Genomic DNA, 11,523 nt, shown 5'->3' with positions numbered 1-11,523 from the left:
TTAAGCACTGAGGGCAAGAGCGGGGGCGGATTGAGCGGGTTTAGCTTGTTGGGATAAAGCTTCAGTAATCCAAGCTTCAAACAGTTCATCGAGCAGCTTTTGTCGCATTGCTTCGTCGAGTTGGGCAGACGCAATTTCCTCTAAGCGTAAGAGAACAAACCATTCCCCCATGCGAGTGGGCGGGTGAATCTGTCCAGGTTGGCTATGGCGGAGTCGCTCAGCAAGAGCAGGATGGGGTTGGCTCATCGGAACGGGACCAATGACACCATCCGTTTCGGCTTCTGCGCCTTGAGAGTATTCACGGGCAAGTTCAGCAAAGGTTTGCTCCCCAGCTTTGATGCGGAAGTAGAGTTCTTGAGCAATTTCTGGATCAGGGGTACGTAACAGTGAGTAAGTTACTTGGTCATACTGGGGTTTCTGGGTCAGGAAGTAAGACTCTAAGCGATTGCCCCAGGTGAGAAGCTTGAATTTCTGAATCCGCCACGGACGAGTCATGATCTGCTCCAACTGAGTGGCAGAAATTCCACGTTGCTGCGTCCAGGCTTGGCGGTCTGTGTCTCCATTGAGTTGCTGTTGCTCGTCAAATTGGGCTTCGGCTTGCGATCTCTCTTCCTCGGTCAAGGTGATGGCTGCGATCACGCTATCGATCGTCAATTCACGCAGCAGTTGCGTACATAAAACGTAGCAAAGCATAGTTTCGTGTGGTTTTAGTCTGCTCAAGAATGGCAAAGACTTGGGCTTCGGTGAGAATTCGTTCAGCGATCGTGATTTTGACTTTGGGAAGTTTGAGTGTCCGCCCGACGTTGCGCGACAGAATATCAAGATCGTGTCCGAAGGTGAGGAGGGATTTGATGGCAACTAAACGTCTGCGCCGCGTTTCAGAGGCATACCCTTTTTCAATGAGGAAATCAGCAAACGCTTGCAAGTCATTCAACATCACAAGATGCAGTGATTTGTGATTGATAAATTCCAGAAAATACCGCAGGTCACGGCGATAGTTGTCCTGTGTATTCGGACTTTTATCATGTAGCCAAAGCTCAATCAGGTCTTCGGTTGTGTGTGCGATCGCAAGTGGTTGGCGAGTTGGCAGTCCGATGGGGAAAACTGTAGGAAATGGAATGACTTGAGGTTGAGGAAGGGAGGAGACTGCCAACATAATGAAGAATTCCGAAGTATCACGATAAATCAGGCGTAACACCTAAAAAGTGCATCTGTTGAATTTGCTGGATTAAATTTTAGCTTTGGGTCTCGTTAATACACATTCAACTCCCGTTATGATGCCTTCGGGAATGGAGTCAGGAATGAAGGAGCGATCGCGAACAAATACCTGTTTACGGGTGAGCAGTTTGATTCGACTTTGGGCGATTACTATCTGCGCGATCGATTCTATGACTCCAGCACTGGAAGATTTACGAGACGAGACACATACGCAGGGCGCTTATATGAGCCATTGACGCTTCACAAGTACATTTACGGCAATGCTAGCCCAGTAAACCTTGTCGATCCAACAGGATTTTCTTCTCAAGATCCTGAAGAGCTATCTCGATCTCAGATTGGAACCCTAGTTGAAGTCGCGATCGCTAGTCAATACAGCATTGATCCAGATTTCATTGGTGACAATATCTATACTGGGACGAATACTGCAATTGGGTGTGGAGTAGGTAAAAATAGATTGTTGTGCCCAGATATTCTAAACTACGACCAGAAGCATTATATGGAAGTAAAACCGTTCACCCCCAGAGGACAGAGGGAGGCTTCGAGAAAAATGGGGATTTATAAGGCATCACTACAACCAGAATATATGCCAAACACAACATGGAAAGCAATTCCCAATATTGGATCGGTAATTATCGTAAACGGTAGTCTTACTGCCATCTACTACAATGACAATGGCGTACTTTACTATACTACGAGAAACAATCTTGCTGATGCCATCATTGCACTCGGCGCTTTGACTGCGGCTGCTAGAAAACAGCTTAAAAAATGGCGTGAAGGTGGAGAGCCTGAAACTTCTCTCAGTCCCGGATTCCAACCTTCACTGTCGTCAACCACATCGTACATTCAGCAAGCTAATGTTTCTCTAATCGCAGCCATCGCAGCAGCATCGATAGTAGCGAGATATGGTTGGATCTAAGGGTCTGTTTGGTAAGAGCTACCACCGGAAACTGCTTAGGGATGAACCATCTATGTATATAGGCATGAGCTAGATATGACAATTCAAGGCGGTAACTATGTGATCTGAATAACGAGCTAGAATTTCTCTTACTGTCAACCCCCAGGCAGCTTCTTCTGGTGTCTCTGAATCATTAGCGTTCAGCAAACTTCTTTTTAGTGTTTGTATACCTACTTCGCTACCTGCCTCATACCACTTTCCATCTGGAGTAACAATTGCATAAGGTATGACTGGCGGTAGAGTCAAGACTAGACAGGGATAGGAAATCGCTGGCGTATCTTCTCCTGGCTCTGCCTCAATTGATTCGTATGAGTCCCATTTTCCTAAGGGATTAATTGTTGTCATACGGTAAAATCCGTTTTCATCAACACCCGTAACTTCATCGTCGTACCAGTCCAAATTTAACTTTGCCAATGTCTCGATATCATCATGTGGAACTTCCCATTTTCTTGCTAGTTCTTCAACCTCCTGCTGTGAAAGCGTTGATAAATATTGGATTTCTTTCAATAAATCTTTCTGGTCAAGATACTCTCTGTACGGTTCAACATTCAGGTCAGAGTAAAAAGGAGCTAGCATTTCCCTGACTTTCTCCCGAACATTAACTGTATGCGGAGACATAATTACCAGAGTCATAAAATGAGTCATTCTTGATTTCGCTAACGAGAGAACTGTGCTTTAAATTCTGCCTTAAATTTCACTATTTGCTTTAAAAGAAAACTCTGCTTCCAAAAGGAGCAATTCTAAGATCCCTTTTAGCACGTTGCGCTCCCGTTATGATGCTTTCGGTAATGGGGTTAAAAACGAGGGGGCGCTCTCAAATAAATACCTATTTGCGGGTGAGCAGTTTGATTCGGGTCTGGGCGATTACTACCTTCGACAACGTTACTACAGCAGTGAATCTGGACGATTTCTCAGAAGAGACACTTTTCAAGGCACGATCGAGATTCCAAAGTCTCTTCAAAAATATGTATATGCTGATGCAAACCCAACAAACCTAATCGATCCATCAGGATTGACTACGCTTACCGAATTTGCAGCGTACAACACTACGCTCGGTGCGCTTATTGGCGGATCGATGGGAGCATTAGGCGGAATTGCATCAGGAGGAAGCCTGAGTGACATTTTGAAAATGTCTGCTAGTGGTGCTTTGGGCGGGGCAGCAGCAGGATTCTCACTCGGATTCATTAGTCCATTAGTAGGAGCAGCGATCGCATCCGTAGCGGGGACTGCTTCCTGGGGAGGAATTTTAGCGGGAGTGATTGGAGGAGCAATTAGCGGAGCATCTTCAAGCCTAGCGGTTCAAGGATTGAACATCGCTACAGGTCAGCAAGAAGAATTTGAAATTGAATCACTATTGGTAGCCACAACGGTAGGAGGAGCGTTTGGAGGAGTCTTCCTTCGCTCCGCTGCACCAACTGCGGGTCAACAATTCACGCATTGGAGTAATGGGACACCCCCAGGATTTAGAGAAGGTGGAAAATATTGGGTACAACTAGGACGCGACACTTGGCAAAACTGGCAACGTACAGGAAGAGGAGATTGGGCAAAACTGATGGGGCAACCTGTCTATCCAAAATCAAATGGAGTTTCAGTGACAGTAATCGATGCTAAGCGAATCACTTATCCAGAGGGGCATGAGATCTGGAAAGGACTTCTGGGACAACGGATTTATAGACCATGATGAAATGTTCTAAAAAGTTACGCACAGATTGGCTGCCTTTGGTCAGCTTACTTGGAATGATTGGTGTGCTAGTACTCTTGTCGTCTTACGTACAACTCTCTTTTTTCAGAGATGCGTTGCAATCAAGAGCCTGGAAGCAGTTAGCATATCTCTGGGTAATAGGACTCTGGATTGATCTACTCAACCTTACCACAGCCATCTTGTCTGCAAAAAACAAGACGCAATCATCTGCCACGCCAGGACTAGCATTATTTTGCTACAGTTTTTCTACACTTCTGTATGGAAGTCCAACGATACTGAAAGCAGAAGCAATTACAGCTTATTCTCAAATCGATGAAACGCTCTCGCTCAGTTTTCTGAAAACAACAGAATTTATTTTATTGAGTTGTTTTCACTTAACTGTCACTTACATAGCAGCTAAGATGCGGCGTAACTGAAGAAATTATGTACTCATATTTCGATGGCAAGCGAGACTCGCGACTTGATTTCCCCAAAGAAATGTTTATCATCTTTCTTCTGAGTTCACGTTCCGCTTTGGTTCCCTGATTGACGCACATTCAACTCCCGTTATGACGCTTTTGGGAATTTGGTGTCCCAGATAAGCGCTTTAGACAACAAGTATCTGTTCGCGGGCGAACAGTTTGATGTCAATTTAGACAATTATTATCTGCGGCAGCGCTACTACAATTCTGAGAGTGGACGCTTTGGTAGACGCGATGATTACGATGGTAGGTTAAGCGAACCAATAACCTTACAAAAGTACCTGTACGGAAACGCCAGCCCGGTCAATTACGTTGACCCTACTGGTTACTCTGCTATGAATATGGTTCAGGTACTTGCCATTCTGACCATAGCAAGTACTATCGCCAACATCTTCAATCCCTTCAATATCGGTGGTATAAACCCTCTCTCAACCGATATTTTTTCGGAGATAGACCCAACTCGCGGTTTAGGGGGACAAATCAATTTCAATCCTGCATATGACTTTGTACAGGAAGCAATCTTATATCGAGGCGTAAATCAAGTGTCCAAGACTCGTAACGTGGCAGTTTTTCAGTATCGGGATGCCAGTGGTAAGCTACATCTAAGAGCAACCGAAAATGTAACCGAGAAACAGGCAGGTGTAGCAATACATGCTGAATATATGATTGGTCGTGAGTTACAAAGTCTTGGAATTCATCCCAAGAACGTTACAAGAATCTACTCTGAGTTTGAACCGTGTAGTGCAACCTGCGCTGACTTTCTGAGAACGACTTTTCCTCAAGCGAAAGTGTATTGGACATATCCATATAACAATGGAATGAATACTATTTCAAGAGACCGGAAATATTTGGACTTCACAATGTACGGTGTAGACTTCAAGTAATCAAGGGTATATGTGTATGAGTTTGAATGATGAAATGAGCCAGGTTTTTGAGCAGCAGAATCTAGTTTACGCATATCCAGAGTCTCTAGATAAAATTAATCTTTCACCTGAGATCAAGAAATCCATTTTAAGCTTGGGCTTACCCATGGTGGTAAGCTACCTTAGATTTTCAATGGATTTTGAGCCGGTTGATCAAGACGTAAAACTGCATCAATTTAGTGAATCCTTTGGCAACCTATTTACAATAGGTTGTAGAGCTGTAACTCAGCTAATTGGAAGATTTATACACCTTGATGAAATTGGTCTAGATCGCAATGCTAGTCTGTCAAGAATTGCAAAAAAATTAGAAGAACTAGAGCTAGAGGAAGCTATTTTCTCAGCCGAGGTCAATCTTGCTAATAGAATATGTCTTGATTTAGATAATGGGAACAGAATCGTGTACATCAATCCAATAGATAAATCTATTGGATTTTGCAACTCTAGTCTTGAGCAATTGGCTGCTTCTATTGTTGCTTATGAGAAATCCTCGCGTCAGTATGATGATGTGCTCAAGCGTTTAGATAGCTTTAGTCAGAAGATGCAGGTAATTGATTCAGTAGCACTTAATTATGAAGATGGGCTATGGCTATCAATTATGGAACAACTCAAACTTGATGATGAGGGCTATTGATTTAATTGCTGTGAATGAGCTTTATTAAAATCCTTTTTAGTGTTCTGTACTGATTCTCACCCAACTTTCTCCAACGTATGTTTGGCTCTCGATAATGCACATTGTACTCCCGTTATGATGCCTTCGGTAATACGATCTCTCAGACAAGCGACATCAGCAACAAGTATGGATTTGCTGGGGAGCAATTCGACTCAGATTTAGGTGATTACTACCTACGGCAGCGCTCCTACAATCCTCGCTCTGGTCGTTTTGGTCGCAGAGATACTTACGAGGGGAGACTAACAGACAGTCTGACGCTTCACAGATACATTTACGCCCATGCTAATCCTACCAATCTGACTGATCCGACAGGGCTATCTGCTCTGACGATGGGCGACTTGACTGCTGTTTTTGCCCTTGTTACGATATTTGCTGCTTCGTCATATCTCATCACCGTCAGGGATTATCAACCAGAACCGCTTGGAGAATTTGGGGAAGGAAACCGACCAAGAACTGTGCTAGATGCGATACTGGCATGGAAAAACACTTGGAAACCAGAGCCACTTGGAGGATTCAATGGTCAACCTGCGCCGAACATGGCTCAACATACAGGACACTCAACAGATGCCGTTGATCTCGCTCAGTTTGTTTTCTCAGCTTCTTTTCAAGGTCCTGCGGCTAAAGGCTTTGATTGGACCCATATCTACGATCGTCACAGTGCATGGGGCAAAACTGCTCAACAGAGTGGAAAAAAAGATGTCTTTTGGGCACTGACATCAGAGAAACAAATTCAACGTGCTGTTAAAAACGCATGGAAGAACCGCGAGAAAATTGAAACACAGGATAACTTGATTACGAATGAGCGTCGAATGCTTTATCAAGGTTTAGATCCTGAGACTGGGTATGTAATCGAGATGTGGTTTAGTCAGGAGACGAAGATGGTAGAAACTGCTTATCCTGTTAGACGAGATTGAGCGCCTCACTTTTGTCAATTTGAGGCTTCGGCTGATTCGTTGTATTTTGAGGTAAATAGAAAGTGCAAATAATTCATCGGCTTGATAATCAAACCTTTCTAAACTCTGAATTAGATGGGAGTAAGTTGATGTTCGAGGTATGGTGGGAACATGACGGGATAAGCTACCCAGAGCAAGGATGGGTAGATTTTGGTTACGTCATATTAGGATGGTGGGTTTCCAATATTATTAGAATTAGTATGGGAGAAGAACAAGGTAACTTCTCTTTCATGGATGGACCTTTCTCACTGAATTTTCAATATCAGAAAGACAACAGAGTCTTTTATCTTACTTCTGAAGACAACTTAGTAAATTGGAGTGTCTCACTCAAAGAAGTAATTGATGCACTATTATTGTTTTCTAGAAGCCTACAGGTTGAACTATCTAACGCAAACGCATTGAAGAAAGAGCAGGTGATTCTTCAGAAATATGTCTCAGTGTTGATGGATGCACTTAAACAGCATTTCTAGGGATTCAATATCTGTTGGTTATTGAATCCCTAATCGGTCTCTTTGACGCACATTGAACTCCCGTTATGATGCGTTTGGAGAAAAAGTGAAGAGTGAGGGGGCGATCGCGAACAAATATCTGTTTGCAGGTGAGCAGTTTGATTCGAGTCTGGGCGATTACTATTTGCGCGATCGCTTCTACGATTCGCAAACTGGTCGGTTTTTAAGACAAGATATCTATCAAGGCAGGCAAAATGAGCCACTGACACTTCACAAGTACAGCTACGCACACAACAATCCCGTCAACGCGACTGATCCGACCGGGTTCTTCACGATGGGCGAATTTGCGGTAGCTGACTCCATACGCAATGTCCTAGCTGGTCTACAAATCGATGCTGGTCAAAGATTATTTGGCATGGCAATGGGAGATGAAACGACTCCCGGTGATTTTGCTAGAGACAATCTGGTTGGCTTGGCTCTACTAGCAGCAGTTCCAATGCTTGGATATGCGATCGCGACAGCAAGACGCGCAGCTTCGATCGGTCGCATTGCAAATCGGGCAATCGTTAGTCGAGGATTAGCCAGAATCGGGACATGCGACGAGTGTGCGGAATTGATTAAATTTGAATTTCAGCGCAACAATATTGCAGGACGACACATCCGTTTGGAAACAGGAGGAAATCGAGGTGTACAAGGACTTATTTGGGACGATGGTGTGCAACGACAAATCGCAACGAATGGCTATCACGAAGCAATCGTAGTAGATGTAGGTGGTAAGCAGATGGTTTTTGATAATGTTTATCCGAAAGGTAAACCATACGAGCAATGGCGAAATGACCTCGTTGCACCTCTTGGTGTAGAACTTAGAATTGTCAGAGATGAACCATTCCTGCCCTAAGATTCATCGAGATATGATTCATGAGGTAATACAAATGACTGAAGAACACTCAAGCGCAGATTTCTATGAGCTATTGGACGAAATCAGAAAGCGACCAACTCTATATTTACCGAGGTACTCAATCTTTGATCTTCAGGCTTTCTACTACGGCTATGATTTTGCTCGTCGGAAAAGTAATGTCACGAAGTTGGACGAAGATGTCAGGTTTGGCGAATTCTTAGATTGGTTGCGGCAGATTTGTCCGATCAAAACCAATCATGGTTGGGCTAATTTACTCTTCTTCTATTCAATGGACGAAAGAGATGCTTTAGACAAATTTTTTGGATTACTCGATGACTTTAGAGCGCAAAAAGCAGAGGCTGAGATTGAATCTGGCAGAGTATGAATGGAGTATAATATGCATCCTGATACTCACTCCCATTGTTTGTGTCACCTTGCACCCTATTACTGGTAATACTTCTGAAAAACTCGTGATCATGGGTCGAGCCTGTGACAATTCAGAGCCTGAATCTTCATCACCTCTCTGTTCACTGGCTCAAAACATTTGAATTTCTGTGATTGGCAGGCTAGTCAGGCGCGAGATTGGTTCAATCGGAAGATTTTCTGTAACATTTGCAGTGCGATCACACTTCTGATTTCCTCATTGATGCACATTCAACTCCCGTTATGATGCCTTTGGAAATGGGGTCAAGAATGAAGGCGCGATCGCAAACAAATATCTGTTTGCAGGGGAGCAGTTTGATGCGACTTTGGGCGATTATTATTTGCGCGATCGATTCTACAATTCTAATAATGGGCGCTTTGCTCGATCAGATTTGTACTCAGGGCATATATATGAACCACTCACGTTACACAAGTATATGTATGCTCATAACAATCCAGTCAATGGAATCGATCCAAGTGGATTTATGACATTAACAGAATCACTTGGGAACTTGAATTTATTGAGTCAACTTGCAGCTCGAGCTTATACATTTGCCCTAAGTCCTAGCGTTCTAGAAACAGCAAAAGCTTGGGCTATCATTATGGGTGTAGCGACTACTGCTCTCTACGTAGTCATACAAGAGACGAACAAGAAAGGAGAGACTAGCTTACGAATTGGACCAGATGAAGAACCAGATCCAGATTGGAAGAAAAAACCAAAGGCCCCACCCGTTGATGATAAGAAGGAGCAGAATCGGATGAGACTTCAATTGCAGGACGATCCAGGCAACACTTTCGGAATTCCAATTGAAAATTCATCTTTGTTAGGTGTCACTGTGAGTCAAGTTGGGCAGGCTGTATTCGCAATGTGGCAGTATCGTAGAACACTAGCAAGCTGGTTCCCTAAAGATCATGATACAGCACTCATAAAAGCAATGGCTGGGGTTACAAAGAAAGCGAAAAACGCACAAGCAGAGGGTGGAGTATTTCAAGGAAGCTCACAAGTATATTCAAGACAGTGGAATGAAAATGATCCGAAGGGAATCAAACCAGTCAGCCGAGGTTATTACAGAGTAGATTTTGAGAATCTTCAAGGACACAATTTAAGATTTTAAGTTAGTCACGAGGACTGAGTTCTTCTTGTAAGCTGGCAAAACTGTTCCTAGTTATCTAAATCATCTATTCTGCTTATGGTCAACTCAACTTGCAATTATCGTGCAACCACAATTCTCTTCATTTGCGGTCAGAATATTGACATCGATTTTGTCAATCAGAGTTTGAATCTTTTGCCTGAAGTAGTTAAACGTCAAGGCGAAGCCGTGATGCCGTCTCTCACAAATGGTGGACAGAGAGACTTTGATTCAAGAATGAACTGGGATCGTTGGTCGCGAAGTCTGACAAGCAAACAGCTTAATCAGAGTCTGCATCAACAATTGAAATTCTGGCTACAAACTCTTTCTCCTGCCCGTTCTGCGTTTCAGGAATTTGAACGCCGAGACTATTGGAGTGTCTTAGATTGTCAGCTAGTTCCTACTAAACCCTACTTACCTTCGATTCAGTTTAGATTGTCAAAAGAGGTGCAAGCAAAATTCACAAAGCTAGGCATTGATGTAGATTTTACGATTTATCTTCCATCTGAATAATCAGATCGCGTTTCCAGCACCTACAGCCATGCACATTCCAAATGCCCTCAGCGCTCCTGTTATGATGCCTTTGGGAATCAGAGCAATCAAACAGGCAATGTAGATAACAAGTATCTCTTCGCCGGAGAACAACTTGACTCAGAGTTAGACGGTTACTATTTGAGAGCAAGATACTATGATTCCGACACAGGACGGTTTACGAGGAGAGATACTTATGAAGGGCAGTTAGATGACACTCTAACGTTGCACAAGTATCTCTACGCCCACAACAATCCAGTGAATGCAACTGATCCCACTGGACTGTTCACAATGATGGATCACGCAGCAGCAAACTCTATCCGCGATGTTCTTTCAGGACTACAAATCGATAACGGTTCCAGACTGATTGGCATGGCAATGGGAGAGAGACCCGATCCACATGATTTTGTCATTCAAGGGCTACTAGGGCTTGGAATTATAGCTGCCATCCCTTTAGCAACTAGATTCCTTAAAAATACGTTTGCTCTTCGTGCGCTAACTCAACGCTATAAATTTTTTGCAGGCAATGAGGCAGTCGAGCATTTTACAAGACATAGTGGCGAAGTTATGACTGTGCTGAATCGCACATCATATAATGTGCAAGATTACATCGAAGATGCTAACCACGTCATCAAAGTTGGTACTTGGGTTCCTGAGATGAACGGCTATGTCAAGATCATAGGCGGTGCAGGAAAATCTAAAGCAGCTTTTGTCGGTGTGAGGCGTGATAATACAAATATCATCACTACCTTCCATATCAAATCAGTGAAAGAGATTCAGAAAAAAGCTCCAAGTTTAGGGTGGGACTAATGAGCCAAGAAGTTAAAGTTCGAGAAATTGAATATTTGTCGAGAGATGCTGAAGAAGCACTTGTGTATCTAACAGACGGAGTCTATGAATGTGTCGCTTTCTGCCAGCCTTGCGAAAAAATGATTGGAGATGTCATTAGCCAGCCACTACTAGCTTTTGAAACGCAAGGAATTGCGCTTTGCGATGCAGAAGTCGCATCAATTCAACGAATTGGGTCAACATTCGGTCATTCAGTGTGTGCAAGAGTTAAGAATGATGAAGTGGGGCTGTTAGAGGTAGGCTCTATTTTACTAGAACTTGACAGCCCTCTACCTGGAGGCATTGAAACAGGTTGTTTCGTAAGCTTCACTTGTCAAAGAGTCGATTTATTTTAATACTTATATTTGCCAACGTTAACTGG

General features: G+C 43.4%; 15 protein-coding genes and 4 pseudogenes. 16 read left to right on the top strand and 3 right to left on the bottom strand.

What is annotated here, in order from left to right; translation table 11 throughout:
* Complete coding sequence (locus OU814_RS27680; protein WP_268242811.1) at nucleotides 1-693, bottom strand: peptidylprolyl isomerase; 693 nt, start codon at nucleotides 691-693, stop codon at nucleotides 1-3.
* Nucleotides 656-1,156: a tyrosine-type recombinase/integrase gene (locus tag OU814_RS27675; RefSeq protein ID WP_268242810.1), complete on the bottom strand. Its 501-nt coding sequence runs from the start codon at nucleotides 1,154-1,156 to the stop codon at nucleotides 656-658. The genes OU814_RS27680 and OU814_RS27675 overlap by 38 nt, the downstream gene beginning before the upstream one ends.
* 129 nt (nucleotides 1,157-1,285) lie before the next feature.
* Here OU814_RS27675 and OU814_RS27670 point away from each other — a divergent pair.
* Nucleotides 1,286-2,134, top strand: a pseudogene (locus OU814_RS27670) (RHS repeat-associated core domain-containing protein); the annotation flags it as partial.
* A 69-nt stretch (nucleotides 2,135-2,203) separates the two neighbouring features.
* Here the strand turns inward: OU814_RS27670 and OU814_RS27665 are convergent.
* Nucleotides 2,204-2,806, bottom strand: a complete 603-nt coding sequence (locus tag OU814_RS27665; protein WP_148664755.1) for a hypothetical protein — start codon at nucleotides 2,804-2,806, stop codon at nucleotides 2,204-2,206.
* A 127-nt stretch (nucleotides 2,807-2,933) separates the two neighbouring features.
* Here OU814_RS27665 and OU814_RS27660 point away from each other — a divergent pair, with 127 nt between their 5' ends.
* The 15 genes and pseudogenes from OU814_RS27660 (at nucleotide 2,934) to OU814_RS27600 (ending at nucleotide 11,497) form a co-directional block, all read left to right on the top strand.
* Nucleotides 2,934-3,854, top strand: coding sequence for an RHS repeat-associated core domain-containing protein (locus OU814_RS27660; protein WP_017291742.1), 921 nt, complete (start codon nucleotides 2,934-2,936; stop codon nucleotides 3,852-3,854).
* Nucleotides 3,854-4,291: a hypothetical protein gene (locus tag OU814_RS27655; protein WP_096735606.1), complete on the top strand. Its 438-nt coding sequence runs from the start codon at nucleotides 3,854-3,856 to the stop codon at nucleotides 4,289-4,291. Before OU814_RS27660 ends, OU814_RS27655 begins: the two co-directional genes overlap by 1 nt.
* Nucleotides 4,292-4,434: 143 nt before the next feature.
* Nucleotides 4,435-4,650, top strand: a pseudogene (locus tag OU814_RS27650) (RHS repeat-associated core domain-containing protein); the annotation flags it as partial.
* Nucleotides 4,651-4,671: 21 nt separating this feature from the next.
* On the top strand, nucleotides 4,672-5,220 hold the full coding sequence (locus OU814_RS27645) for a nucleic acid/nucleotide deaminase domain-containing protein (RefSeq protein WP_326498335.1): 549 nt from the start codon (nucleotides 4,672-4,674) through the stop codon (nucleotides 5,218-5,220).
* 16 nt (nucleotides 5,221-5,236) lie between these two features.
* Complete coding sequence (locus tag OU814_RS27640; protein WP_268242809.1) at nucleotides 5,237-5,890, top strand: hypothetical protein; 654 nt, start codon at nucleotides 5,237-5,239, stop codon at nucleotides 5,888-5,890.
* Between the two features lie 101 nt (nucleotides 5,891-5,991).
* The gene (locus OU814_RS27635; protein WP_268242808.1) at nucleotides 5,992-6,843 is read left to right on the top strand and encodes an RHS repeat-associated core domain-containing protein; all 852 of its coding nucleotides are present in this window, start codon (nucleotides 5,992-5,994) and stop codon (nucleotides 6,841-6,843) included.
* 128 nt (nucleotides 6,844-6,971) lie between these two features.
* A complete protein-coding gene (locus OU814_RS27630) occupies nucleotides 6,972-7,352 on the top strand; it encodes a hypothetical protein (protein WP_268242807.1) in 381 nt (126 codons plus the stop codon).
* A 52-nt stretch (nucleotides 7,353-7,404) separates the two neighbouring features.
* The gene (locus tag OU814_RS27625; protein WP_268242806.1) at nucleotides 7,405-8,229 is read left to right on the top strand and encodes a papain fold toxin domain-containing protein; all 825 of its coding nucleotides are present in this window, start codon (nucleotides 7,405-7,407) and stop codon (nucleotides 8,227-8,229) included.
* Nucleotides 8,230-8,263: 34 nt separating this feature from the next.
* Nucleotides 8,264-8,614, top strand: coding sequence for a hypothetical protein (locus tag OU814_RS27620; RefSeq protein WP_268242805.1), 351 nt, complete (start codon nucleotides 8,264-8,266; stop codon nucleotides 8,612-8,614).
* 292 nt (nucleotides 8,615-8,906) lie between these two features.
* Nucleotides 8,907-9,122, top strand: a pseudogene (locus tag OU814_RS31415) (RHS repeat-associated core domain-containing protein); the annotation flags it as partial.
* 15 nt (nucleotides 9,123-9,137) lie between these two features.
* Nucleotides 9,138-9,767, top strand: a complete 630-nt coding sequence (locus OU814_RS27615; RefSeq protein WP_268242804.1) for a hypothetical protein — start codon at nucleotides 9,138-9,140, stop codon at nucleotides 9,765-9,767.
* A gap of 75 nt (nucleotides 9,768-9,842) precedes the next feature.
* The gene (locus tag OU814_RS27610) at nucleotides 9,843-10,295 is read left to right on the top strand and encodes a DUF4279 domain-containing protein (protein WP_268242803.1); all 453 of its coding nucleotides are present in this window, start codon (nucleotides 9,843-9,845) and stop codon (nucleotides 10,293-10,295) included.
* Nucleotides 10,296-10,367: 72 nt separating this feature from the next.
* Nucleotides 10,368-10,586: pseudogene (locus tag OU814_RS31410) on the top strand (RHS repeat-associated core domain-containing protein); the annotation flags it as partial.
* 18 nt (nucleotides 10,587-10,604) lie between these two features.
* The gene (locus OU814_RS27605) at nucleotides 10,605-11,123 is read left to right on the top strand and encodes a hypothetical protein (protein WP_268242802.1); all 519 of its coding nucleotides are present in this window, start codon (nucleotides 10,605-10,607) and stop codon (nucleotides 11,121-11,123) included.
* Nucleotides 11,123-11,497 (top strand): hypothetical protein, encoded by a 375-nt coding sequence (locus tag OU814_RS27600; protein WP_268242801.1) that lies wholly within the window; start codon nucleotides 11,123-11,125, stop codon nucleotides 11,495-11,497. The genes OU814_RS27605 and OU814_RS27600 overlap by 1 nt, the downstream gene beginning before the upstream one ends.
* Nucleotides 11,498-11,523: the final 26 nt, after the last annotated feature.

This window comes from Leptolyngbya sp. GGD (assembly GCF_026735145.1).
GTDB lineage: Bacteria > Cyanobacteriota > Cyanobacteriia > Leptolyngbyales > Leptolyngbyaceae > Leptolyngbya > Leptolyngbya boryana.
Note: the sequence above shows the minus strand (reverse complement) of the source record. Positions and strands in the feature narration are given on the sequence as shown.